This window comes from Granulicella pectinivorans, assembly GCF_900114625.1.
Classification (GTDB): domain Bacteria; phylum Acidobacteriota; class Terriglobia; order Terriglobales; family Acidobacteriaceae; genus Edaphobacter; species Edaphobacter pectinivorans.
This window is the reverse complement of record NZ_FOZL01000002.1, coordinates 157,279-179,640: the sequence shown is the minus strand read 5'-3', so window position 1 is coordinate 179,640 and position 22,362 is coordinate 157,279. Positions and strand designations below refer to the sequence as shown.

Below are 22,362 nucleotides of genomic sequence, written 5' to 3'. Positions count from 1 at the left end.
TCCGGCGTCGATGATCGCGCAAGTATTCGAACGAAGCCTTGGGTTTGAGGATGAGCCAGTCCTGGTTTTGGCCGTGTAAGACATCCCTCCATGGTTGCGGCCCGGACGGAGAAGGCATACCCGGAGGCTGAAGCTTTGGGGTACCTAGAAGTCAAGACAGGAACGCAGCGATTCGCCTATTCCAGGCCTTCGAAGAAGTGGGTGAGTTGTCTGGCTTCGCCCAGCTCGGGGGTGGCCATGAGGGTGTAGCGCTCGTGGCTGCCGTGGGCCTCGAAGATGGGCTTGGTGCGTTCCATGAGGGGGGCCTGGGAGACGTGCTGGCGGAAGGCTTCGATCTTCTTCTCGAAGACGGAGCGGATGTCGAGGGTGACGGTCCAGGGGATGGGGCTTGGGTTGGGGCGGTCGGGGAGGAAGAAGTCGGTGGTCTGGTGGAAGAGGCGGGTGGGCTTGAAGACGGGGCCGGCACCGGGGTAGCGTTTGGGGTTGCCTGCCCAGTGGAAGGCGGCGGTGGTGAAGGCCGAGACCATGGTGTGGTCGGGGTGAGAGTTGGCGGCGCCATCGGAGCCGAAGGTGAGGACGACCTGGGGCTGGAAGGCGCGGATGCGGGCGACGATACGGCTGGCGGCGAGGGAGAAGTCGGCGAACTCAAGCTGGGCGTCCTGGTAGTCGAGGAGCTCATGGTAGGTGACGCCGAGGACCTTGCAGGAGTCGGCGAACTCCTTGCGGCGGATGGCGCCGAGATCGGCTCCGGAGGTGGAGGCTCCACGGTGCGTGGCGGCCTGTCCGTCGGTGAGGCAGACGACGCAGGTTTCGACGCCTTCGGCGTGGGCGAGCGCGAGGGCTCCCCCAAAGGCGTAGCATTCGTCGTCGGGATGGGCGACGATGCAGAGAAGCTTTCTGGTTACAGCCATGATTCTCCTTGAGGGTCGGCGTCTTCGAGGTCTTCGCCGGAGAAGAGGATCTCTTCGAGGTCGAGCTGCCTGGGCACGGGGGCTTCCGGGAAGAAGGCCCGGATGGGGGCGAAGCTGCGACGGTGCAGGGGCGTGGGGCCGTGGGTTTCGAGGGCGCGGTGATGCTCGGGGGTGCCGTATCCCTTGTGAGAGGCGAGGCCGTACTCGGGGTGGAGTTCGTGGAGGTCACGCATCATGGCGTCGCGGTGGACCTTGGCGATCACGGATGCGGCGGCGATGGAGAGGCATAGGGCGTCGCCGTAGAAGAGCTTCGTCTGGGCGCAGGGGTGATCGATGCGCATGGCGTCGATGATGAGGTGGTCGGGCGCGATGGGGAGGCCACGGACGGCTTCGAGCATGGCGAGCTTGCTGGCCTGGTAGATGTTGATGCGGTCGATGGTCTCGGCGTCGACGGCTGCGATGGAGAGGGCGACGGCGGTCTTGCGGATGCGCGTGTCGAGCGCTTCGCGGTCCTCGGCGGTCATTTGCTTGGAGTCCTTGAGGCCGGCGTTGGCGAGGGCGGCCACGGCGCGGGGGAGGATGACGGCGGCAGCGACGACGGGGCCGAAGAGGGCTCCGCGGCCGACCTCGTCCACGCCGGCGATGAGGGTGAAGCCTTGATAGCGGAGGGCTTCCTCGGGCGCGTTGGAGCAGACGAGCTGCTTCAGCATCTGCTGCTTGGCGGTGGCCTTGGTGACTCCGGGCGGGACTGGGTAGCGGAAGGCCGGCATGCTGGTATTCAGTTTATAACCGGGGGCTGGCTGGCGGGGAGCAGGTTGCGGGTGTGGCGGATACGGATGAGTTCGTCTTGCGTTCGGAAGAGAGAAGGTGATGAGAAGAGCGTTTGTCAGAACCGATCCTGTCCAATCGCCTATTCTTCCTGCAAATTGAGGTCTGCAGTCGCCCCTGGCCACAAGTCCGTCTGACCTGCACCCCGTGAACTAAGACCTGTCGTTGGGAACCCTGGACTTGGCACGGACGCGTACTCCTCGCAAAGATCGCGATTTTCTTGCGTGCTGCGATAGAATCGGATTGCTTCAGCCTTCCAGTGCCCAAACGTAGTTCAAGAGTTCCCAATGTAGGAGATTCCCTGCATGAAATCCGCTCTTCGAAATACTGTTTTTCTTTTGTTTGCCCTGCTTGTCACGCCTCCGTTCGCTGCGTCCGCTCAAGGCATTACGGCAGTCTCCGGCTGGCGTGCTTCCGCTGAAGCCGACCCTTTCGCCAAGCCCGATCCAACCAGCGTCATGACTTCCGCGACACCGGTTGGGCTCTCCGGCCTTCGTGTCTCCCTCAGGACCGGATGCTCTCCAGAGTACGGTGGTTATTTTTCCATCTTTCTCCAGCTTCAAGGTGCGGCGTTTGACGCCGATAAGGGAACAGAGGTGCATAGTTCTCCCAGGATCTTCGGCGGGACGAATGTTTACAGCACAAACTACAACAACATCTACTACCAGACTCGCATCGATAACGGGGAACCAGTCAAAAATCCAGCTACCGCACTCGACGGCACCGATCATTCCTTCCGCGTGGACTTCACCAACGACAGCCTGACGCAGGGCCGGCAAGCTCTCATAGGCGCTAAGACGGGGGGTAGACCGATCACCCTGCAGATCAATCTAAAAGACCCGGTTTTTGCACACGCCCTCCGGCTTTGCACCACTGCCAGCGCCGCAGTTGCCAAAGAGCGCAGCGAAAAAGAAGCTGCGGAAGCGAAAGCAGCGGCAGATTCCAGGGAAGCATATGAAGCGTACGCCAAGCTGAAGGCAGAAGCTGATGCAACGGCAGACCGCGAGAGAAAGGCCGCGTTGAAAGCCGACACCGAACGCCGTCAATTGATCGAGAGTCAGCAGCATATGCCCGGTCCCATTCAGGGCGAACTCACGCTGAATGAACAGGCCTATTTGAAGGACTTCACGCGCTGCCTCAGCGTCACCAAGCTCGGCCCGCCGCCAATGGAGGCGCTCTACCGCCAGGGCTATGACGCGTTCATCGCCAGTCCGGCCCTCGACAAACAGTTGAAGCAATTGAGGATGTCGCAGGCCCCTGGACCTTCGTCTAAGTGGGTCCGCCTGAATCTCGTCTTCCGCACCACACGGCCAGTCAAGGCAGTGATCGCGCTCGGAGGCCAGTCCCGCGGCGACCTCTCTCTTCCAGCCAATACGCTGTTTACGGTCTTTCCCGAATCGGATGTTACGGCGCAAGGCTGCCACCAAACGTATACCTCCTATGACCCTGTCACCATGACAAGGCGAATCGGTGCCTTCCTGATCACGGCCAACTTCGGCAACTTTGAGCGCTATTACATCCCCGCCGACGCCGTGGCCTACGCCACCGACGCCCAAGCCTGGTGCAAAGACCACTGCCTCTGGTAATCAGTGCGGGAGGATGGGGCACGATAGGTTTCTTAAACCTCACCCAGGCTGCATATGAGGACGACCATGGATCACGAACAGGGAACAGACTGGATGTTCCCACAACCATTCGTCCGTAACGACAGGTTGGCTTATGGCTAGTGATGAACAGGTTTCGGCGATTTCTACTCAGAATGCTCTCGACAACAGAAAAGCCACGGCGATTGCCGTGGCTTTTCTGTTTCCCGGGAAGGGAAGGAGGTTTAGACGGCGCGGGCGACTTCGCGCAGACGGGCTGCCTTGCCGCGGAGGCCGCGGAGGTAGAACAGCTTGGCGCGGCGCACTTCGTAGGACCGGATCTTCTCGACCTTATCGACGACCTTGGAGTTGTAGGGGAAGATGCGCTCCACGCCCTGACCAAAGCTCATCTTGCGGACGGTGAAGGTGCCCTGGGGGCCCTTGCGGGATGCGATGACCATGCCCTCGAAGGCCTGGAGGCGTTCTTTCTCGCCTTCCTTGATCTTGACCTGAACGCGGACGGTGTCGCCGGGAGCGAATGCGGGGAGATCGGTCCGCTCGAACTTCGCGGCCAGCTTCTGCATGATGGGATGAATGGACATAATACAACTTTCTCGGTACTTGAAGTCGACTCCCAGTGTACACCATTTTGGCGCAAAACTGGTGCGGTTTTCGGACGAAAACCGTCGTTCGCGTTCAGGAGCGGCCTAGTTGATGGGTACGGCCATGCCCTCGTTCAATGATACCAGTTCGTTGGGATGCTGTTTCCAGCGGAGGGCGAGGGGCCTGGCGTCGGTGGCGGGGACGAGGAGTTCCCCGTCTTCGAGGGGGATGACGGGGACCTCGAAGGACTCGGTTGGGCCGGTGACCATGTGGTGGTCGATGTTGTAGGAGGTGATGTGGATCTGGCTGTCGACGAGGGGTTTGTCCATGCCGACGGGGAGGAATTTGCCCTCGAAGATGACGTCGCCGGACTGGTTGGCGATGCGGCACCAGTCGGTGGGGCTTTTGACGTCGGAGTGGCAGGAGACCCACTCGCCGCGGGTGTGGAGCTTGAGGTAGTCGAACTTGCCGGGGATGAAGGTGGAGTCGCTGGGCATGTTGACCGGGACGCCGGTGTGGTCGACCGCGAGGTAGTGGGACAGGTAGGCAAAGCCGCAGGCGAGGATGACGGTGAAGAGGGTGAAACCCCAGGTGATGCGCCGCGTTCTTGTCTGCATAGGTCTCCTTTTGGGATCGGATGCGGTGTTTGTCGCATGAGTATACGGTGGCCAGCACGTTTGCCGGGCTGTCGCCGATCAAGTGAGACCGCTCGGAGCGATTGCCTTCCATGTGACGAGGCGATCGCGCGGGCCGCTATAATTGGCTCATTCAACCCAAAGAGACCCCTTCCCAAATGGATAACAAGGAACACGCCCCTGCAGCGACGGCACCTCCTCGCCATATGCCCGCATTGGATGGACTCAGGGGCCTAGCAATTTCGCTTGTGCTCTGCTGCCATGCGAATGTGTTCATTGGTGCCCCCGCCCCAGGCAGTTCCACCTTCGATCATCTTCGTTATTTGATCCTGGGTGGTGGTTGGATCGGTGTGAATCTTTTCTTCGTGCTCTCCGGATTCCTGATCACCGGCATCCTCGTGGCCACAAAGTCATCCAGTCATTACTTCAAAAGCTTTTATGCACGCCGCTTTCTCCGCATCTTCCCCCTGTACTATCTTTACGTCATCGCGATCATTGGATTTACGAGGGCGGCCTACACGAATCTGGATCGGGCCAGCCTCCTCTTCTTTTTTTATAACTTTCGCGCGATCTCCCTTCAGCATCACCTGCTTTGGGTGAACTCCCTATGGTCACTTGCCGTCGAAGAACAGTTCTACCTCGTCTGGCCCATCTTGATCGTGTTGCTGAGACGCCGCACCCTCCAATACCTGTGTGTCGCCGGAGTTGTGTTTGCCCTTGCGCTTCGAATCTGGAGTTTCCCCCACGACGCAACATTTCAATCCACCTATTACTCGACTCTCTGCCGGATGGATGATCTGCTGATCGGTGCCCTTCTGGCTCTGTGGCGCTCCGACGAAGGGATTGAGATGAAGATGCGTCGCTATGAAGCGCCCGTAGGGATTGCCGCGCTGATCGGGCTCTTCGCCATCGCGGCGTGGACGGGGCACTTTATGGACTTTGTCACCTTCAACAACAAGGGCGCCTTCCGTCACAGCTCCGTGCTCATCCTCGGCCCCGGCATGACGCTGCTCGCCGCGTTGTCTGCTGTCATGGTGGCAAAGTGCTGGCACCAGAACCCCATCAACAGCATTTTTCTATTCTGGCCGTTGCGAAGGCTAGGGAAATACAGCTATGGCATGTATATGCTTCATTGGCCGCTGCTGTATCTCATTCAGCGGGCCCAGGAACGCATGCAGAGTCACTTTCACGTTCACGTGCACTCCTACTTCATTCTTCCTGCGATCTTCGTCACGTGCTACGCGGGCGCAGTGGCTAGCTTCTACGTCTTTGAAAGACACTTCCTGCGGCTCAAACGGCTCTTCCCAGCGCTCTGACCGAGGTTTCCCGCCCACGTGAGAGCGCGCTCTCTTCCATGGACATTCTTCGCAGCTATCGGTGGAAGAGACGCAACGGGACGATGGCCACGAAACACAGCTTATGACAGCAAAGAACAACTCAGCTTCCGCTGGCTTCCGTTTCTTCGCTCGCCTCGATTTCATGGAGGAGCTTCCGGTCGGCTTTGTTGAGGCTGGCTTTGGCGAGGAGGTCGGGGCGGTTGCGGAGGGTCTTTTCGAGGGCGGCGCGGCGTCTCCACTGGCGGACGAGGACGTGGTTGCCGTCGGTGAGGACGGGGGGGACCTGCGCGCCTTGGTAGTCGGCGGGGCGGGTGTACTGGGGGTAGTCGAGGAGGCCACCGGAGCCGTGGGTGGCGCGGGGTACGGCGTCGTCGGCCTGGGGGGCCTGGGAGTCGTCGGCCCCGAAGCTTTCGTGGAGGGAGGAGTCGGGGTTGCCGAGGACGCCGGGGAGGAGGCGGACGACGGTGTCGGCGATGACGGCTGCGGCGAGCTCTCCTCCGGTGAGGACGTAGTCGCCGATGGAGAGTTCGCGGTCGCAGAGGAGGGTGTTGACGCGCTCGTCGACGCCCTCGTAACGGCCGCAGATGAGGACGATACGCTCGGTCGCGGCGAGGGTGTGGGCGACGGGCTGGGTGAAGACACGGCCCTGGGGAGAGAGGAGGATGACGGACTCGCGGGTGGTATCGCGGTGGGGGAGGGGCGTGATGCCGAGGGAGGCGATGCAGTCGAAGATGGGCTGGGGCTTGAGGAGCATGCCCTCGCCGCCGCCGAAGGGGCGGTCGTCCACGGTGCGGTGGCGGTCGTGGGTGAAGTCGCGGAGGTCGTGGGTATGGATCTCCATGACGCCGGTGGAGAGGGCGCGGCGGAGGATGCCGGTCTCTAGAAAGCTGGTGAAGAAGCCGGGGAAGATGGTGAGGATGTCGATGCGCATGTCGGTTTTGCCGGGGGTGTGCGTCGTATGGATCGCACAGGTCGATTGTAACCGTGGTAGCTTTCAGGGGAGCGGGCAGCGGTCGACGTGCCCCTGTACTCTTGACTGTTCTTTTGCAGATCTTCTCTGAGCGAGGTCCACCCCGTATGTTTTTGAAGACCCTCTTTTCTGTGGTACTTGTATCGATGACGATGGCTGCTGCGGCACAGGAGGTGGGACAGAGCACCTCCACGCCAGGGCCTGCACCGCTGGGTTCGACGGCAACGATCACCGTGATTCCGGGTGGGCAGGAGGATCGGCGTGTTCCGGTGAAAGAGAAGATCTCTTCGCCGGAGGTCCCGATCCGCGATTACCCGATGCGACCCTTCTCGAAGGCCGGTGTCGCGGTGAAGATCAGCACGATGGGAGCTGGGTTCGATGTGGCCACTCCGCTGACACGCACGCTGAACCTGCGCGGAAGCGCCATGTTCTTTACCTTCGGGCACGATTTTACGACGGACGGCATCCCGTACAACGCATCACTGGACTTCAAGGGGGGAGCGGTGAACGTGGACTGGTTTCCGTTCCATGGGGGCTTCCATGTGAGCCCAGGCGTCTACTTTCTGAAGAGCGATCTGGGCGGGACGCTTCTGGTTCCTGCCGGCCAGACGTTCACGCTGAACGATGTCGATTACACGAGCAGCGGGGTGGACCCGATCCATGGCAACGGAAGTCTGGTCTTCCCGCATACGGTGGGACCATCGCTGACGGTGGGCTGGGGGAACATCCTTCCACGCAGCGGAAAGCACTGGTCGGTGCCGTTCGAGATTGGCGCGGCTTACTTTGGGAAGCCTTCGGTGACGCTCAACCTGGCGGGGGTGGCGTGCCAGGGGGTGAACTGCTCGAGCGTGGCGACGGATCCTGACACGCAGAAGAACGTGAAGGCCGAGCAGAATACGCTGAACGACGATCTGAAGGCGCTGCAGACGTATCCGATCGTTTCGATTGGGGTTTCTTATCAGTTCTAGGGATTAGGGCTTGGCGTTGACTTCGATGAGGCCTTCGGGGAGGCGCATGAGGATGCGCTTGGCGTCGGGGTCGATTTCGACCAGCCATGCCTTGACGAAGGGGATGAGGATCTCTTCGCCCTCGGGGGTGAGAACGGCGAGCAGGGGAGCGGCGTCGTCGAGACGGCGTGAGCCATCGGGGGTGGTAGGCAGGTGGACATCGTCGACGGTGCCCACCAGAAGATGAGGCTCCCGTGCCACGTCATAGACAGCGCACTCCAGCAGGTCGCTGATGTAGGAAGCGTCTTCCTCGGGTTCGAGGCGTTCGTGGTGGGGAACGATGACTTCGAGCCCTGCGAGGGTCTCGGCAGCGTTGATGGAATCTATGCCGGCGAAGTGCAGGACGATGCGTCCGTTGTTCTTGCCTACGGGGAGGAAGAAGCCGATGACGGTGGCGGGGCGTGCGGCGGACTCGGGGCCATCATAGCCTGGCTTGGCGAGAAAGACGCGCGGTTCGCCTTCGAAGCGCTCGGGAAAATCGGTGAGGAGTTCGGCGAGGACCTCGCCTTTGCGGCCCTGCGGGCGAAGGATGGAGGCGAGAATGACCCAGGTACACGACTTCGCCGAATCGCCGTCGAGTGGGGGAGGAGCGGCATCGCTCGACGGAATCGGTTTTTGTTGGACTGGCTTCACTCTTTTTGGAGTTTACTTTGCTATTCGTCGTTCGCGGTGGCCGTTGCAATCTGGCTGCTGGATCGTGGTGCTTCTCCATGCTCCAGGATGTCGAGCGAGAAGCGATGGTGCAGCTTCATGCTCGCAGCCCCGAGGATGGTGCGAAGCGAACGCGCCGTCCTACCCTGCTTACCGATGATTTTTCCGACATCTTTTTGAGAGACGCGGAGGCGGATGACCGTAGCATCGCCATCAGCGATGGTTTCGACTGTTACCGACTCCGGTTCGTCCACGAGGGCTCGAGCGATATCGAGCACCAAATCCTGCATACCCGCAACTACTTCCGCCCGACTTTCGGGCAGGGGCCTCTGACTCATCGTTTACACCTCTGGGAGAAAAAACCGCCGAGCACACTTGTCTCCGTACCCGTTTGCCTTTTTAGAATCAAGGTCTTTTGGTACATACGACGCAAAACAGATGCTTGGAGGTGCCGCAAGCCTAGAAGAATGTCAGGCTTCAAACATAAAGACCCGCTTTCGTAAGCGAACCTTCACAGAGAGTGTACGCCAGAGATGCGATTCCCCCTTTGGAAAAAAGAATCCGAAAGGGGGAAATTGATCCGACTGGAAAATTCTTATGCGGTGATAGCGGGCTCAGCGGCTGGAGCCTGAGCGAGGAGCTTGCCAACGCGCTCGGAGAGCTGGGCTCCGTTGCCGACCCAATAGTCGATGCGGTCACGCTTGAGGGTGACGGTCGCGGGATTGGTGCGGGGGTTGTAGGTTCCGACGACTTCGACGGAGCGGCCGTTGCGGGCGCGGTCCTTTTCGATGACAACGATACGGTAGTGGGGCTGCTTGCGGGCGCCAACGCGGGCGAGACGGATCATCAACATGTGGGGCATTACCTTTCAGGGCAGTTGGTATTAAGAGTTGCGGTCGGGGACCGCGGACTGCTCGGATTGCCTCAACGTGGAGTCATGTCCGGGCTCGCCTCCTGGGTGGGAGGCAACATCTAAGTATCGCTGGATTTGGGCGTTTTTGCAAGGATTGGATGCTTTTGGCATTCCTGGATGTCCGGGAACGCCGGACCCCATTCCTTCCGATGAAGCCGGAAAGGATGGGGATCCGCGGAGGATCAAGAGGCGGGGAAGAGGAAGCGGAGGACGTTGGGGAAGCGGCTGGCCCAGGCGCGCTCGTCGTGTACGGCTCCGGGGTCGCGCTGGTAGGCGAGGTCGATGTTGTCGCGCCAGCCGCGCTTGAGGAGGCGCTGGTGGAGGAGGTCGGCGTCGCGCAGGTGGCGGAGGCCTTCGGCGGTGCCCATGTCCATCCAGATGCGGGTGCTGGGGCGCTTCCTGGAGTGGCCTACCGTTGCCAGGATCGACCGGCGATCCCACCAGATAGAGGGGCTCATGACGGCGAGTTTTCCGAAGATATCGGGGTGGTTGAGGCCGAGGAAGAGGGAGATGAGTCCGCCGAGCGAAGAGCCGCCGAGAGCGGTGTTGGCGGCGTCCGGCAACGTCCGGTAGGTGCGGTCGATGAAGGGCTTGATCTCTTCGATGAGCATGCGGCCGTAGGTGGCGCCTTCGCCGCCGGCCATGCGCGGATCGCGGGTGGGGGTGTACTCGGCCATGCGGCGGAGACCGGCGTTGGCGATGCCGACGAGGATGATGGGCTCGGTCTGGCCGGCTTCGGCGAGGGCGTCTTCGGTGGAGGCGGCCTGCCAGGTGCGGCCGGGAACGTAGGAGAGACGCGGGTCGAAGAGGTTCTGGCCGTCGTGAAGGTAGAAGACGGGGAAGCGGCGGGCGGGGTCTCCGTCGTATTCGACGGGGAGGTGGACGGAGAGGATACGCTGCTTTGGCTGCGGCAGGATCTCGGAGTGGAAACACCAGTTGTCGAGCGCGGGTGCGTCGGGGCTGCCGGGATCGTCGAGGGTGAAGCTGGGCGCGGCGGGATTGTCCTCCCAGGGGGTGGGTGGCGGGGTGTGTTCGAGGCTGGAATGCTGCAATTTCAGGGGGCTTGCTCCCGTGCGCTAGGATTGCATCAGAGTAGCAGAGGGAGGCCCATGCACCGCGATTATCGAAAGTGGTTTTCCCCGCGTCTTGGCCGGGATATGGAGCTTCTGGTGTTCGGGCACGGCGGTCTGCCTATCCTGGTGTTCCCGACGAGCTGCGGTCGATTCTTCGAGTTTGAAGACCGGCAGATGGTGGCGACGATCGCCGACAAGATCGACCGGGGCGAGATGCAACTGTTCTGCGTGGACTCGGTGGATGCGGAGAGCTGGTACAACCGCGATGTGCCGCCGCGATGGAAGATTGCGCGGCAGGTGCAGTACGAGGGGTACATCATGCAGGAGGTGGTGCCTTTCGTCCGGCAGTTGAACCATAATCCCAAGTTCGCGACGATGGGGTGCAGCTTCGGTGGGTACCATGCGCTGAACTTCGCGTTGCGGCACCCTGATGTGTTTACGGCCTGCCTGTCGATGAGTGGGGCGTTCGACATGACCAGCTTCCTGCATGGGTATTTCGATGAGGACGTTTATTTCCAGACGCCTCCGCTGTACCTGGCGAACCAGCATGATGGGTGGTACTTCGAGCGGTATCACCGTAACACCTACATTTTGGCGACCGGCCATGAAGACCAGTGCTGGGACGCGAATGAGCGGATGGCGCGGGTGATGCGAGAAAAAGGTGTCCCGGTGCGGCTGGATGTCTGGGGGGACGGCACAGGACACGACTGGCCGTGGTGGCAAAAGATGATGTGTGTGTATTTGTAAGGAACGCGATTTTCTTTTGACGGGCTGAAGGTGAATAGCTCTAGAATATCTCCGGTTGCAGTGGTAGGCTTTTGAAACACTTTCCCAGAGATGATGGCTAAACGCACGCAAGTCTCCGTTCTCATCGTTGCAAGCACGTGGTGGCCCCTGACGGCTCGACTCGCGATGTCTTTGCTTGCCCATGGTTGCCGGGTGTCGGCGCTTTGCCCGGCGGGTCATCCGATGCGTTTCGTGGAGGGTATCTCCAGCGTGCATATGCTGCGCGCGTACCGGCCTATGCGGACGCTGAAGCGCACGATCGAAGCGGACAAGCCGGATGTGATTCTTCCGGGCGACGATACGGTGGTGTGGCTGCTGCACCAGACGCACGCGCTGTATCCGGAGCTGCGTCCTCTGATTGAGCGGTCGCTGGGGAACGCGGCGTTTTATCCGGAGATCCGGGGTCGCGATGCGCTGCTGCAGGTGGCGAGGGAGCTCGGCATCCGGACGCCTGTGAATGCGGTTGTGAAGGACGTCGCGGACCTTGACGCGTGGCTGGAGACGAATCCGTTTCCGGCGGTGATGAAGGTGGATGGCAGCTTTTCGGGTCGGGGCGTCGTGGTGGTTCATTCTCGCGAGGAGTGTGTCGCGGTGCTGGAGCGGTTCCAGCGGAGGTCGAGTTTTACGTCGGCGGGTGGCCGTTGGGTGGTGAATCGCAATCCGCTTGCGTTGTGGACGTGGAGGCTGTTGAAGACGGCGACGGTGAGTATCCAGCAGTGGATTCCGGGGACTCAGGCGACCGCTATGTTCGCAGCGTGGGAGGGGAAGGTGTTGGGGGGGCTTGCGGTGGAGGTGCTGGCTACGACCGAGCCGCAGGGAGCCTCGACGGTGGTGCGTCCCGTGCAGGATGTGGAGATGCTGGAGGCGGGGCGGCGGATTGCGGAGCGGTTGGGGATCAGCGGCTTTTTTGGGCTGGATTTTATGCTTGACGATGCGACGGGCAAGCCATATCTGCTGGAACTGAACCCGCGCTGCACACAGCTTGGGCATCTGCGGGTGCAGGGGATGCCGGATCTTGCGGGTGTGCTGGCCGCGGCGATTGCGGGTGGGCCGCCGCCGGAGGCCGGGGAGTCGCTTCCTGAGGGACCGATTGCGTTCTTTCCGCAGGCGCTGGGCGGGGATCCGAAGACGAGGGAGCTGTTGCCGGTGAGTTACCTGGATAAGCCGGTGGAGCAGCCGAAGCTGGTGGAGGCGCTGAATGGGAAGGCGTGGCCGGAACAGCAACTGGCGTCGCGGGTTTATCTGAAGATTCGTGGATAGAGTTTTGCGGCGGGAGTAGGGTAGAGGCAGGGATTCACCGGGGCGAGGGCAACGGCGCGTCCGTCCCCTGGATCAAAGACCGAAGAGAAACGGCAGGAATACAAACCACAGGGATGGTGCAGATGAAGAAGATCGGCGTTTTGTTCGGCATGGAGAACACGTTTCCGGGAGCACTGGTGAACCGGATCAACTCGATGGAGATCGAGGGCATCACGGCCGAGTTTGTCCAGGTGGGCGGGGTGGAGATGGCTGCACCTTCTGGCTACGCGGTGATCGTGGACCGGATCTCGCACGATATGCCCTTCTACCGGTCTTTTCTGAAGAACGCTGCGTTGAGTGGGACGCAGGTGATCAACAATCCGTTCTGGTGGTCGGCCGACGATAAGTTCTTCAACTATGCGCTGGCCTCGAAGTTAGGGGTGGCTGTGCCGCGCACGGCTCTGCTGCCGCATAAGTACTTTCCGCCGAACATCGAGAGCAGCTCTCTGCGGAACCTGCAGTTCCCTCTGGATTGGGATGCGATCTTCGACTATGTGAAGTTTCCTGCGTTCCTGAAGCCGCACGATGGCGGTGGATGGCGGGATGTGTTTCATGTGCATAACCGCGAGGAGTTCTTCGCGGCCTACGACCAGAGCCGCGACCTGTGCATGACGCTGCAGGCGGCGGTGAAGTTCAAGGAGTATTTTCGATGCTATGTGGTGGGGCAGGAGAAGGTGCGGATTATGGCGTACGACCCGCGCCGTCCGCATGAGCACCGGTATGTGCTGGAGCCGCAGGAGTATCCGAAGGGTCTGTTGAAGCGCGTGGAGAAGGATGCGCTGACGCTTTGCAAGGCGCTGGGGTATGACCTGAACACGGTGGAGTTCGCGGTGGAGGATGGGATTCCGTATGCGATCGACTTCATGAATCCGGCTCCTGATGCGGACCGGTTCTCGGTGGGGGAGGAGAACTTCGAGTGGATCGTGAATGCAGTAGCGGAGCTTGCGGTGAAGAAGGCCAGGGAGGCGCATGCGCCGGATTTGAAGGAGCTTCGGTGGGGTGCCCTGTTGACGGGGGAGAGCAAGGCTCCGGCTAAGGCAGCGGTGAAGAAGGCTCCTGCGAAGAAGGCTCCTGCGAAGAAGACGGCGGTGAAGAAGGTGTTGCCGGGGACGTAAGGACGGCATACCCAAGGAGCTAAAGCCCGGTTTTGTGGCGGGCCTGTGAGACCCAAGGCTGAGCCTTTGGATACCTATAAGCAAGGGCGAAAACAACTGCAACCGCAGACTCCCTTTGGAATGACAATCGAAGGGCAACAGCAGAAGCAGATTCCCTTTGGGGAATGACCACCAGGGGCAATGGCAAAAGAACGACAGGAAGAGCTGCTTGGAGACAGTGCATGAAGCCATCGTTTTCGTTGGGGATTGAAGAGGAGTATCAGACGATTGATCCAGTGACGCGGGATCTGCGGTCGCATGTTTCGACCGAGATGTTGTCGCAGGGCAAGCTGAGGCTGGAAGAGCGGGTGAAGGCCGAGATGCACCAGTCGGTGATCGAGGTGGGGACGCGCATCTGCAAGAACATCCAGGAGGCTACCGAAGACCTGTATGACCTGCGACGCAACATGATCGGGCTGGCGGAGGAGAATGGACTGGTGCTGGTGGCGGGCGCTACGCATCCCTTCTCGGACTGGCGGGAGCAGGAGATCTATCCGGACCCGCGGTATGCGCAGGTGGTGGAGGATTTGCAGCTTGTGGCGCGGGCGAACCTGATCTTCGGGCTGCATGTGCATGTGGGGATCGAGGACCGCGAGGCGGCGATTCGGATCATGAATTCGATTCGTTATTTTCTGCCGCACATCCTGGCTCTGTCGACCAACTCCCCGTTCTGGCAAGGGATGAAGACGGGGTACAAGAGCTACCGGGCGAAGGTGTTTGAAAACTTTCCGCGGACGAATCTGCCGGATACGTTTGGGAGCTACTCGGAGTTTGAGAACTACATCAACCTGCTGATCAAGACGAACTGCATCGACAATGCGAAGAAGATCTGGTGGGATGTGAGGCCGCATCCGTTCTTCAACACCGTGGAGGTGAGGGTGTGCGATATCCCGATGCGGGCGCAGGAGTCGATTGCGATTGCGGCGCTGATCCAGGCGACGGCGGCGAAGCTGTGGAGGCTGCACGCCTGCAATCAGGACTATCGGCAGTACTCGCGGGCGCTTGTGATGGAGAACAAGTTTCGCGCGGTGCGGTATGGGCTGGATGGGAAGATGATCGACTTCGGCAAGCAGATCGAGGTGCCGATGCGAGAGCTGATGCTGGAGTACCTGACCTTCGTCGACGATGTGCTGGATGAGCTGGGGAGCCGTAAGGAGATCGAGTACATCCACACCATGATGGAGCAGGGGACGGGCGCGGACCGGCAGTTGAAGGTGTTCGAGGAGACTGGGGACTTGAAGCAGGTGGTGGACTACATGGCGCGGGAGACGCGGGCGGGATTGTAGGCGAGTCTTTTTGAGAGCCTGAGTCGCCAAGGCTGAGTTTCAGACGCGTTTTGAACAGGGAGGCATTGACGTGGATTGGAGTTTATGAAACTCCAATCCACGAAACGCGGTATTCTACAGCCATGATTGCTGGCGTGATTAAGGATCAGGTGAATTCGACGGCGGCCCCGGAACATCACGGGTTGCGCGAGGTTTCGTTCCCCGAAGCGTACGGTCCGGGTGCCCGCAATGCCGTGACGACATGCCTGCGCATCCAGCCGGATGAGAAGGTGACGGTGATTACCGACCAGAGCTGCGTGGAGATTGCAGCGTCCATCGCGCATGAGTTGGACAAGATTGGCTGCGCGTGGAACGGCTATGTGCTGGAAGAGGTTGCGCCGCGGCCACTGAACGGGATGCCACGCGTGATTCTGGACGACATGGAGACGTCGCAGGTCTCGATCTTTGCGGTGAATGTGCAGCAGAATGAGCTGAAGAGCCGGATGGAGATGACGGACGTCGTCAACCGGCGGCGGATGCGGCATGCGCACATGGTGAACATCACCGGGGAGATCATGGTGCAGGGGATGCGCGCCGACTTCATGGCGATCGACGCGCTGAGCCAGGCGGTGCTGGACAAGGTTCGCAAGGCCACGTACGTGCGCGCCACGACGGCTGCGGGGACGGATATTCATGCGCAGCTTTCGCCGGACTATCGCTGGTTCAAAACTTCGGGCATCATCAGCCCGGAGAAGTGGGGCAATCTGCCGGGTGGTGAGTGCTTTACGGCGCCGGGCGAGGTGAATGGAGTGTTTGTGGTCGATGGCGTGGTGGGCGACTATCTCTGTGCGCGCTATGGGCTGCTGCGGGAGACTCCGCTGACGATCAATATCGAGAGCAACCGCATTACGAAGGTGGAGTGCTCGAACAAGGAGCTGGAGCGCGAGTTCTGGGCGTATACGCATACTGACGCGAACTCCGACCGGGTGGGTGAGTTTGCCATCGGGACGAACATCGGTGTGGAGCGCGTGATCGGGAACATTTTGCAGGATGAGAAGTTTCCGGGGATTCATATTGCGTTTGGCGATCCGTATGGAGCGCATACGGGTGCGCCGTGGAAGTCTTCGACGCATATCGATGTGGTGGGGCTCGGGTTCAATATCTGGCTGGGCAACGCCGACGGCGAAGAGCAGATCATGCGGGATGGCGACTTTTTGCTGGAGGTCTGATGCTGCAGCCGTATCGCGAGGAGTTCAACCGGAACTTCGCGGCGGAGAAGTACGCCGCGCTGCAGAAGAATCTTGACGAGGCCACGCGCACGAAGGTCGAATTCCGGGTTGCCGAGACGCCTGTTTTCTTTGATCGCGCCTTGCTGGATGAGATTGCGGCGGTAGGGATCGAACTGACGCGGCAACTGGTTGAAAGTCCTCCCTACATGCGGGTTTCGGCTGAGTCGATTCCTGCGGCTTACAACGTTCGCGGTGAGTCTGCCCAGCCTCACTTCATGACGGTGGACTTCGGGCTGGTGCGCGATGCGGACGGGGTTTTGCAGCCACGGCTGGTGGAGATGCAGGCCTTCCCCTCGGTGTTTGGCTACCAGGATGTGCTCTCGCGGGAGTATGTCGCTACCTATGGGCTGGACAAGGGACTGAATTGGTATCTGGGTGGGCATGATGAGGCGAGTTACTGGGAGTTGCTGCGGAGGGTGATCGTTGCGGAGCACGATCCGAAGCAGGTTGTGCTGATGGAGGTGGAACCGGACAGCCAGAAGACGTTGCCGGACTTCAAGGTGTACGAGGACCGGCTGGGGATCGTGACGGTCGATATCGCGAAGATCCGGCAGGAGGGGCGCAAGCTCTTTTATCAGGATGGCGCGGGGGAGTGGGTTCGGATTCTGCGGATCTTCAACCGGGCGATCGTCGACGAGATTGAGCGCAAGGGGATTCGGTTGGGGTTCGACCCGACCGCGGAACTGGACGTGGAGTGGGCGGGGCACCCGAACTGGTTCTTCCGGATCAGCAAGTTTTCGCTGCCGTACCTGGATCACCCGTCGGTGCCGAAGGCGGTTTTTCTGGATGCGTGGTTCCGGGGTGAGGGGAGTAACGCGTTACCCGTGGACCGGAGCAGGATTCTGCTGAAACCTTTGTACTCGTTTGCCGGAAAGGGGATCCAGTTCGCGCCGTCGGATGAGGAACTGCGGGCGATTCCAGCGGGGGAACGCTCGCTGTATCTATTGCAGGAGCGCGTTTCCTTCGAGCCGGTGGTGGAGACGCCGTTCGGGATGACGCAGGCCGAGATTCGCGTGATGTACGTGTGGCCGGATGGCGGAGTGATGGAGCCGGTGATCAGCCTAGTGCGGATGGGACGGGGATTGATGATGGGGGTGGACCACAATCGGAACCAGGAGTGGGTTGGGGGATCGGCGGCGCTGTTCCCGGATTGTTTTCCAGACAACAGATGAACCGTTAGGTTAGAATTCAAGCTCTCAGCAAGGTTTAAGAGGCGGATATGTTCAAGCCAGGCGGTGGGCCCACGGCACGGGATTGGCAGAAGTTGACGAGTGATACTCCGGTTCGCTCGGCGGTTCGCTTTCCTATCCGCATGGCGATTCGGCTGCAAACGGAGCATGGCGAGGTCGATGCGGTGACGGAGGATGTTTCCGCGAATGGACTGCTGTTTACCGGAAGGCATCTGCCGGATGCAAACAGCCGAATTGAGTTTACGATGACAATGCCGGGTGCAATTATGGGTCATTCGAAGGATACGGTCATCCATTGCACCGGCCGGATCGTACGTCATCAGAAGAGGGTTACCGATGAGATTGCGGCAGCGGTGATCGACGAGTATTTTCTTACTGCGTAACAAGTTTTTTTGGAAACGAGGGTGATGCTGAATTCCCAGGACGAGATCGAAGACGAGGCATCCACACCGGTCGGCATTCGGGTGATCCTTGCCGACTCCCAGGCCATCTACCGTGTGGGTATGCGGAAGGTCTTCGCCATTGAGGACGATATCCGCGTGGTGGCCCAGGCGGAGTCGCTGGCGAACCTGCATGCGGCATTGCTGCGCTATCCCACGGATGTGGTGCTGCTTGAAGGGCAGTTGATTGCAGGGACGACGGATGCGATTCCGGATCTGGTGCGCGCCGCGCCGGACGCGAAGCTGATTGTGCAGGTGGTGGAGACGGACGAGTCGAACACGGTGGATCTGTACCGCCGTGGCGTGCGGGGTGTTGTTCCCCGGTCGATTACGCCGGACCTGCTGATCAAGTGTGTGCGCAAGATTGCCGCAGGTGAGACGTGGATCGACAACCAGTCGATCAGTTGGGTGATCGACGCGTACCGTTCGCAGGCGACCACACTGACGAGTCCGCGCGTGCAGCCGAAGCTCTCGAAGAAAGAGCTTGCGATCATCAGTTGCATCACGCGCGGGATGCGGAACAAGGAGATTGCGTACCAGATTGGGACGACCGAGCAGGTGATCAAGAATTACCTGCGCAAGGTGTACGACAAGCTGGGCGTCTCCGACCGGTTGGAGTTGGCGCTGTACTGCCTGCATCACCAGTTGCTGAAAAAGTACTCGATGGATACGGAGCCGTTGAATCCGGCGCCGGCGCTGCCTCTTCGACCGAAGATATAGAAAGGCTTCTTAAACAAAAAAGGCTCGGGGGAGTGATTCCGCCCGAGCCTTTCTGTTGCTGTCGAAGCTTACTGGACCTTGTCGATCTCGACGTCGATGGTGAACTTCACGTCGTCGGAGAGCATGGCCGAACCGAACTTCGTTCCGAAGTTGAAGTTTGAGCGGCTGAGCGAGCCGGTTGCGGAGAAGCCGGAGATGATCTTGCCGCCCTGGCCCTTCTGCGCGGGAGCGGGGCCGTCGAGGTCGAAGGTGACGCTCTTGGTCACGCCGGCGAGGGTCAGGTCACCGATGAGCTGGGTCTTGCCGCCTGCGGAGACGAGCTTGGTGGACTTGAAGGTTAAAGTGGGGTTGGCGGCGACGTTGAAGAAGTCGGGGCTCTTGAGGTGCTTGTCGCGTGCTTCGACGTTGGTGTTCACGCTGTTGGCGTCGATGACGGCTTCCACGGTGGACTTGGTGATGTCCTTCTCGTCGAGGGTGACGGTACCCTTGATGCCGGTGAGCGTACCGCGCACGGTGCTGACGCCGAGGTGCTTGACTGCGAAGCCGATGCTGGAGTGTGCGGTGTCGATGGTCCAGGTGGAGGTCTGGGCGTTGACGGCGGGCGCGAGCGCGAGGCCGGCGGAGGCGAGTACGAGGAGGAGAGCGCGTTTCATTGAGATATGTCCCTTTCGGAGAGCGTGTTGCGGAGCCGGAACTGGTTCATTGGCCGGGTGGACAGAGTCCGAGCCTGTATTTCAGAGCCACGACTCAGTGATCGTCTGGACTGTGATGCTACACGTCTTGGATGTGCAAGTGACAGACTAGATTCGCTTTTCGCGGCGATTTTCCGCTTCAGATGCTAGGATGGGCGCAACAATGAGCATCGTTACGGAATTGCGCGCACTGACGCGGACGCAGAGGGCCACTTTTTTCGCCTGTTTCCTGGGCTGGACGCTCGACGCTTTCGACTTTTTCCTGCTTACCGTCTGCCTGAAGGCGATCGCGGCAGACTTCCATGTGGGCATCAAGCAGGTGGCCGAGGCGCTGTTCTGGACGCTTGCGATGCGGCCTGTGGGGGCGTTTCTCTTTGGGGCGATGGCGGAGAAGTGGGGACGGCGTCCCACGCTGATGATCAACATCATCTGCTTCTCGGTCTTCGAACTGGGCTCGGCCTTCGCACCGACGCTGGCCAGCTTCATGGTGTTGCGTGCATTGTTTGGCGTGGCGATGGGCGGGGAATGGGGCGTGGGTGCCGCGCTGGCGTTTGAGACGCTGCCGGCGAAGGGGCGCGGGTTCTTCTCGGGGGTGCTTCAGGAAGGCTACGTCTGCGGCAATCTTTTGTCGGCTGCCGTGTTCGGGCTGTTGTTTTCGCATCTGCACGGTACGGGCCTGTTGACCGGATGGCGCGTGATGTTCATGATTGGCGCTGCTCCGGCGCTGCTGGCGTTTTATTTGCGGTTCAAGGTGGAGGAGTCGCCGGCATGGCTGGCGGCGCGCGCGGAGAAGCAGGGCAAGGTCGCGGCTCCGTTCGAGTGGGCGTTGGTGTGGAAGTATCTGCCGACCTTTCTCTATCTTGTGGTGCTGATGACGGCGTTCACGAGCTTCAGTCATGGCACGCAAGATTTGTACCCGACGTTTCTGCAGAAGGACAGGGGCTTTCCTTCGGGGACAACGGGCTTTGTGATCGTGATTGGTAGCCTGGGGGCGTTGTCGGGCGGCATTCTGTTCGGCACACTGTCGGAGCGCTTCGGAAGGAAGAGGGCGATTGTGATCGCGGCTTTGCTGGCGTTGCCGATGATTCCGCTGTGGGCGTACTCCCACGGGCCGGTGGCGATGGCCGCGGGTGGATTCCTGATGCAGCTTGCGGTGCAGGGTGCCTGGGGGGTGATCCCGGCGCATTTGAATGAGCTTTCGCCGGGGCCGGTGCGTGCGGTGTTTCCGGGGCTTGCCTACCAGTTGGGGAACCTGTTGTCGTCGAAGAACGGACCTTTCCAGGAGGCGCTTGCGACGAAGTATGCGGGAGGAATGCTGGGGCCCGTGCTGGCCGGGACGGTGGTGGTTGTCTCGATTGTGGTGGCTGCGCTGACGGCCGCTGGGCCGGAGGCGAAGGGCACCGTGATGACGGTCGCGGAGGATTGATTTTTCTCTCCGGTTTCCCGCGAGGATGCGGGATACTTGCTTGGTTGCAGATTTGGGGGCGGGCTGTTGGACGTGCATGCGGGGATTCGTGAGAGAGGTCGCTGGGGCATCGCTGGACTCTGCCTGCTGACTATCGCCGCGGTTGCCACGACCGCCTGGGTCGGTCTTGTGCTCGGACGTGGCGCGGGACACGTGCCCGCGGTGTGGTGGGCCAATGCGGTCCTGCTTGCGATCGTCCTGCTGAACCGCCACCGCGATCGCTGGGCCTTGATCGCCGCGGGGTATCTCGGCAATGTGCTGGCGCACCTCTTGATGCGCGATCCTCTGAGCCAGGTTGTGCTGCTGTCGTTGTGCGATACCAGTGAGGCCACCTTCGCGATCTTCGCGGTGCAGTGGCGCATGCCGATCGAGTTGGAAGGACGGTTCGATCTGACGGACCGGGGGCGTCTGCTGCGGTTCGTGTGCTTCGCTGTGCTGCTGGGCCCCTTGATGGCGTCGGCGCTGGCCGGTTTGATCCTGTACCTGCTCGAGGGCTCGAACTTGATGACGGCGCTGCGGTGGTTTCCGCCGAGCGCGCTGGGCATGGCGATCGTCACGCCTCTTCTGCTTGGGCTGGCCCGACGCGAGACCAAGGCGCTGTTTGCGCCGCATCGCATTGTCAAGACGCTGCTTTACCTGGGGTTCCTTGGCGCGACGACTCTGGGGATCTTTTCGCGGGGACAGTTTCCGTTGCTGTTCCTTCTGTTTCCGCCGCTGGTCTTCCTTGTGGTCGAACTGGGGGTGAGCGGAGGGGCTCTGGGTGCGTGCGTGGTCGCTGCGATCGGGAGCGCCTTTACCGTGGCTGGGCACGGCGTGATGGCGCAGACCGAGGGGTCGACGCTTGAAGGCAGGATCCTGATCCTTCAGCTCTTTCTTGCGACGGCCGTTCTGAGTGTCGATGTTGTTGGGCTGGTGCTTGGCGACCTGAAGCGGTCGGCTGCCATAGAAGAGGCCGCACGGGGCAAGTTGTACGACGCGCTGGAGACGCTGGAGGGAGTGGCGCGGCTGGATCCGACGACGCGTATCGCCAATCGCCGGCGTCTGGATGAGGTGCTGGAAGATGAGTGGCAGAGGGCGGTCCGGGATTGTTCGAGCTTGTCCATCGTGTTGATGGATGTGGACCGCTTCAAGAGCTACAACGACCTTTACGGGCACATCGCCGGGGATGAAGCGTTACGGCTGGTCGCAGAGATTGCCGGACGCAGCCTCCAGCGTCCGGGGGATCTGCTGGCGCGTTTTGGTGGTGAGGAGTTCGCGATGGTGCTTCCGCATACGACGGAGCAGGGAGCCTCGCAGATTGCAGAGCAGGTGCGCCGCGCCATCCGCGAGGCGGCTTTGCTGCATGAGTCGCCGGCGGGGCAGGTGCTGACGGTGAGCCTGGGATATGCCACGGCGGTGCCGGTGCGTGGGCAGTCGGTGCTGTCGCTCGTGGAGGCCGCGGACCGGGCGTTGTATCGGGCCAAGCGGCTGGGGCGGGACCGTGTGGAGGCGGCTGCGAGTCTCGTCTCTCGACTGGACGATGCAGGCGGGGGCGAGGTGGCTCCCGCCTGA

The 22,362-nt window shown here is 60.9% G+C and carries 23 protein-coding genes; 13 read left to right on the top strand and 10 right to left on the bottom strand.

Annotation, left to right across the window (positions count from 1 at the left end):
* Positions 1–176: 176 nt before the first annotated feature.
* Complete coding sequence (locus BM400_RS18560; RefSeq protein ID WP_089842509.1) at positions 177–911, bottom strand: PIG-L deacetylase family protein; 735 nt, start codon at positions 909–911, stop codon at positions 177–179.
* Positions 902–1,681 carry a ribonuclease HII gene (locus BM400_RS18555; protein ID WP_089842506.1) on the bottom strand — a complete coding sequence of 260 codons (780 nt, stop codon included), beginning with the start codon at positions 1,679–1,681 and terminating at the stop codon, positions 902–904. The genes BM400_RS18560 and BM400_RS18555 overlap by 10 nt, the downstream gene beginning before the upstream one ends.
* A gap of 363 nt (positions 1,682–2,044) precedes the next feature.
* Here BM400_RS18555 and BM400_RS18550 point away from each other — a divergent pair, with 363 nt between their 5' ends.
* The gene (locus BM400_RS18550) at positions 2,045–3,325 is read left to right on the top strand and encodes a hypothetical protein (RefSeq protein ID WP_141224010.1); all 1,281 of its coding nucleotides are present in this window, start codon (positions 2,045–2,047) and stop codon (positions 3,323–3,325) included.
* Between the two features lie 242 nt (positions 3,326–3,567).
* Here the strand turns inward: BM400_RS18550 and rplS are convergent, their stop codons facing one another.
* Both rplS and BM400_RS18540 read right to left on the bottom strand, forming a co-directional pair.
* Positions 3,568–3,924 carry a 50S ribosomal protein L19 gene (rplS, locus tag BM400_RS18545; protein WP_089842498.1) on the bottom strand — a complete coding sequence of 119 codons (357 nt, stop codon included), beginning with the start codon at positions 3,922–3,924 and terminating at the stop codon, positions 3,568–3,570.
* A 105-nt stretch (positions 3,925–4,029) separates the two neighbouring features.
* Positions 4,030–4,542, bottom strand: a complete 513-nt coding sequence (locus BM400_RS18540) for a hypothetical protein (protein WP_089842495.1) — start codon at positions 4,540–4,542, stop codon at positions 4,030–4,032.
* Between the two features lie 176 nt (positions 4,543–4,718).
* Between BM400_RS18540 and BM400_RS18535 the strand changes: the two genes are divergently transcribed.
* Positions 4,719–5,876, top strand: coding sequence for an acyltransferase family protein (locus BM400_RS18535; RefSeq protein ID WP_089842493.1), 1,158 nt, complete (start codon positions 4,719–4,721; stop codon positions 5,874–5,876).
* A gap of 121 nt (positions 5,877–5,997) precedes the next feature.
* On the opposite strand, the gene trmD is transcribed toward BM400_RS18535, so the two are convergent.
* Positions 5,998–6,828 carry a tRNA (guanosine(37)-N1)-methyltransferase TrmD gene (trmD, locus tag BM400_RS18530; RefSeq protein ID WP_089842491.1) on the bottom strand — a complete coding sequence of 277 codons (831 nt, stop codon included), beginning with the start codon at positions 6,826–6,828 and terminating at the stop codon, positions 5,998–6,000.
* A 170-nt stretch (positions 6,829–6,998) separates the two neighbouring features.
* Between trmD and BM400_RS18525 the strand changes: the two genes are divergently transcribed.
* Positions 6,999–7,835, top strand: coding sequence for a hypothetical protein (locus BM400_RS18525; RefSeq protein ID WP_141224009.1), 837 nt, complete (start codon positions 6,999–7,001; stop codon positions 7,833–7,835).
* A 3-nt stretch (positions 7,836–7,838) separates the two neighbouring features.
* On the opposite strand, the gene rimM is transcribed toward BM400_RS18525, so the two are convergent.
* From rimM to BM400_RS18505, 4 genes are all read right to left on the bottom strand, one after another.
* Positions 7,839–8,507, bottom strand: a complete 669-nt coding sequence (gene rimM, locus BM400_RS18520; protein WP_245782024.1) for a ribosome maturation factor RimM — start codon at positions 8,505–8,507, stop codon at positions 7,839–7,841.
* A 20-nt stretch (positions 8,508–8,527) separates the two neighbouring features.
* Positions 8,528–8,863: a KH domain-containing protein gene (locus tag BM400_RS18515; RefSeq protein ID WP_217644133.1), complete on the bottom strand. Its 336-nt coding sequence runs from the start codon at positions 8,861–8,863 to the stop codon at positions 8,528–8,530.
* A gap of 257 nt (positions 8,864–9,120) precedes the next feature.
* The gene (rpsP, locus tag BM400_RS18510; protein ID WP_217644132.1) at positions 9,121–9,378 is read right to left on the bottom strand and encodes a 30S ribosomal protein S16; all 258 of its coding nucleotides are present in this window, start codon (positions 9,376–9,378) and stop codon (positions 9,121–9,123) included.
* 242 nt (positions 9,379–9,620) lie between these two features.
* A complete protein-coding gene (locus tag BM400_RS18505) occupies positions 9,621–10,490 on the bottom strand; it encodes an alpha/beta hydrolase (RefSeq protein ID WP_245782023.1) in 870 nt (289 codons plus the stop codon).
* 57 nt (positions 10,491–10,547) lie between these two features.
* Between BM400_RS18505 and BM400_RS18500 the strand changes: the two genes are divergently transcribed.
* The 8 genes from BM400_RS18500 to BM400_RS18465 all read left to right on the top strand — a co-directional run bounded on the left by BM400_RS18500 (position 10,548) and on the right by BM400_RS18465 (position 18,654).
* Positions 10,548–11,258 carry an esterase family protein gene (locus BM400_RS18500; protein WP_089842480.1) on the top strand — a complete coding sequence of 237 codons (711 nt, stop codon included), beginning with the start codon at positions 10,548–10,550 and terminating at the stop codon, positions 11,256–11,258.
* A 90-nt stretch (positions 11,259–11,348) separates the two neighbouring features.
* Positions 11,349–12,557: an ATP-grasp domain-containing protein gene (locus tag BM400_RS18495; RefSeq protein ID WP_089842477.1), complete on the top strand. Its 1,209-nt coding sequence runs from the start codon at positions 11,349–11,351 to the stop codon at positions 12,555–12,557.
* Between the two features lie 122 nt (positions 12,558–12,679).
* The gene (locus BM400_RS18490) at positions 12,680–13,711 is read left to right on the top strand and encodes an ATP-grasp domain-containing protein (RefSeq protein WP_089843886.1); all 1,032 of its coding nucleotides are present in this window, start codon (positions 12,680–12,682) and stop codon (positions 13,709–13,711) included.
* A 221-nt stretch (positions 13,712–13,932) separates the two neighbouring features.
* Positions 13,933–15,036 carry a carboxylate-amine ligase gene (locus BM400_RS18485; RefSeq protein ID WP_089842474.1) on the top strand — a complete coding sequence of 368 codons (1,104 nt, stop codon included), beginning with the start codon at positions 13,933–13,935 and terminating at the stop codon, positions 15,034–15,036.
* A 122-nt stretch (positions 15,037–15,158) separates the two neighbouring features.
* Positions 15,159–16,244 carry an aminopeptidase gene (locus BM400_RS18480; RefSeq protein WP_089842472.1) on the top strand — a complete coding sequence of 362 codons (1,086 nt, stop codon included), beginning with the start codon at positions 15,159–15,161 and terminating at the stop codon, positions 16,242–16,244.
* The gene (locus BM400_RS18475; protein ID WP_089842470.1) at positions 16,244–17,476 is read left to right on the top strand and encodes an ATP-grasp domain-containing protein; all 1,233 of its coding nucleotides are present in this window, start codon (positions 16,244–16,246) and stop codon (positions 17,474–17,476) included. Before BM400_RS18480 ends, BM400_RS18475 begins: the two co-directional genes overlap by 1 nt.
* 47 nt (positions 17,477–17,523) lie before the next feature.
* The gene (locus tag BM400_RS18470; protein WP_089842467.1) at positions 17,524–17,877 is read left to right on the top strand and encodes a PilZ domain-containing protein; all 354 of its coding nucleotides are present in this window, start codon (positions 17,524–17,526) and stop codon (positions 17,875–17,877) included.
* A 24-nt stretch (positions 17,878–17,901) separates the two neighbouring features.
* Positions 17,902–18,654: a response regulator transcription factor gene (locus BM400_RS18465; RefSeq protein ID WP_089842465.1), complete on the top strand. Its 753-nt coding sequence runs from the start codon at positions 17,902–17,904 to the stop codon at positions 18,652–18,654.
* Between the two features lie 68 nt (positions 18,655–18,722).
* On the opposite strand, the gene BM400_RS18460 is transcribed toward BM400_RS18465, so the two are convergent.
* Positions 18,723–19,307 carry a YceI family protein gene (locus BM400_RS18460; protein ID WP_089842461.1) on the bottom strand — a complete coding sequence of 195 codons (585 nt, stop codon included), beginning with the start codon at positions 19,305–19,307 and terminating at the stop codon, positions 18,723–18,725.
* A gap of 202 nt (positions 19,308–19,509) precedes the next feature.
* On the opposite strand from BM400_RS18460, the gene BM400_RS18455 reads away from it, so the two are divergent.
* Positions 19,510–20,772 (top strand): MFS transporter, encoded by a 1,263-nt coding sequence (locus tag BM400_RS18455; protein WP_089842458.1) that lies wholly within the window; start codon positions 19,510–19,512, stop codon positions 20,770–20,772.
* Between the two features lie 36 nt (positions 20,773–20,808).
* Complete coding sequence (locus BM400_RS18450; RefSeq protein ID WP_089842455.1) at positions 20,809–22,362, top strand: GGDEF domain-containing protein; 1,554 nt, start codon at positions 20,809–20,811, stop codon at positions 22,360–22,362.

Excerpts from the sequence above, each read along its gene's own strand:
- BM400_RS18560 (WP_089842509.1), bottom strand. The coding sequence starts at position 911 with ATGGCTGTAACCAGAAAGCTTCTCTGCATCGTCGCCCATCCCGACGAC.
- BM400_RS18555 (WP_089842506.1), bottom strand. The coding sequence starts at position 1,681 with ATGCCGGCCTTCCGCTACCCAGTCCCGCCCGGAGTCACCAAGGCCACC.
- BM400_RS18550 (WP_141224010.1), top strand. The coding sequence starts at position 2,045 with ATGAAATCCGCTCTTCGAAATACTGTTTTTCTTTTGTTTGCCCTGCTT.
- rplS (WP_089842498.1), bottom strand. The coding sequence starts at position 3,924 with ATGTCCATTCATCCCATCATGCAGAAGCTGGCCGCGAAGTTCGAGCGG.
- BM400_RS18540 (WP_089842495.1), bottom strand. The coding sequence starts at position 4,542 with ATGCAGACAAGAACGCGGCGCATCACCTGGGGTTTCACCCTCTTCACC.
- BM400_RS18535 (WP_089842493.1), top strand. The coding sequence starts at position 4,719 with ATGGATAACAAGGAACACGCCCCTGCAGCGACGGCACCTCCTCGCCAT.
- trmD (WP_089842491.1), bottom strand. The coding sequence starts at position 6,828 with ATGCGCATCGACATCCTCACCATCTTCCCCGGCTTCTTCACCAGCTTT.
- BM400_RS18515 (WP_217644133.1), bottom strand. The coding sequence starts at position 8,863 with ATGAGTCAGAGGCCCCTGCCCGAAAGTCGGGCGGAAGTAGTTGCGGGT.
- rpsP (WP_217644132.1), bottom strand. The coding sequence starts at position 9,378 with ATGTTGATGATCCGTCTCGCCCGCGTTGGCGCCCGCAAGCAGCCCCAC.
- BM400_RS18500 (WP_089842480.1), top strand. The coding sequence starts at position 10,548 with ATGCACCGCGATTATCGAAAGTGGTTTTCCCCGCGTCTTGGCCGGGAT.
- BM400_RS18495 (WP_089842477.1), top strand. The coding sequence starts at position 11,349 with ATGATGGCTAAACGCACGCAAGTCTCCGTTCTCATCGTTGCAAGCACG.
- BM400_RS18490 (WP_089843886.1), top strand. The coding sequence starts at position 12,680 with ATGAAGAAGATCGGCGTTTTGTTCGGCATGGAGAACACGTTTCCGGGA.
- BM400_RS18485 (WP_089842474.1), top strand. The coding sequence starts at position 13,933 with ATGAAGCCATCGTTTTCGTTGGGGATTGAAGAGGAGTATCAGACGATT.
- BM400_RS18480 (WP_089842472.1), top strand. The coding sequence starts at position 15,159 with ATGATTGCTGGCGTGATTAAGGATCAGGTGAATTCGACGGCGGCCCCG.
- BM400_RS18475 (WP_089842470.1), top strand. The coding sequence starts at position 16,244 with ATGCTGCAGCCGTATCGCGAGGAGTTCAACCGGAACTTCGCGGCGGAG.
- BM400_RS18470 (WP_089842467.1), top strand. The coding sequence starts at position 17,524 with ATGTTCAAGCCAGGCGGTGGGCCCACGGCACGGGATTGGCAGAAGTTG.
- BM400_RS18465 (WP_089842465.1), top strand. The coding sequence starts at position 17,902 with ATGCTGAATTCCCAGGACGAGATCGAAGACGAGGCATCCACACCGGTC.
- BM400_RS18460 (WP_089842461.1), bottom strand. The coding sequence starts at position 19,307 with ATGAAACGCGCTCTCCTCCTCGTACTCGCCTCCGCCGGCCTCGCGCTC.
- BM400_RS18455 (WP_089842458.1), top strand. The coding sequence starts at position 19,510 with ATGAGCATCGTTACGGAATTGCGCGCACTGACGCGGACGCAGAGGGCC.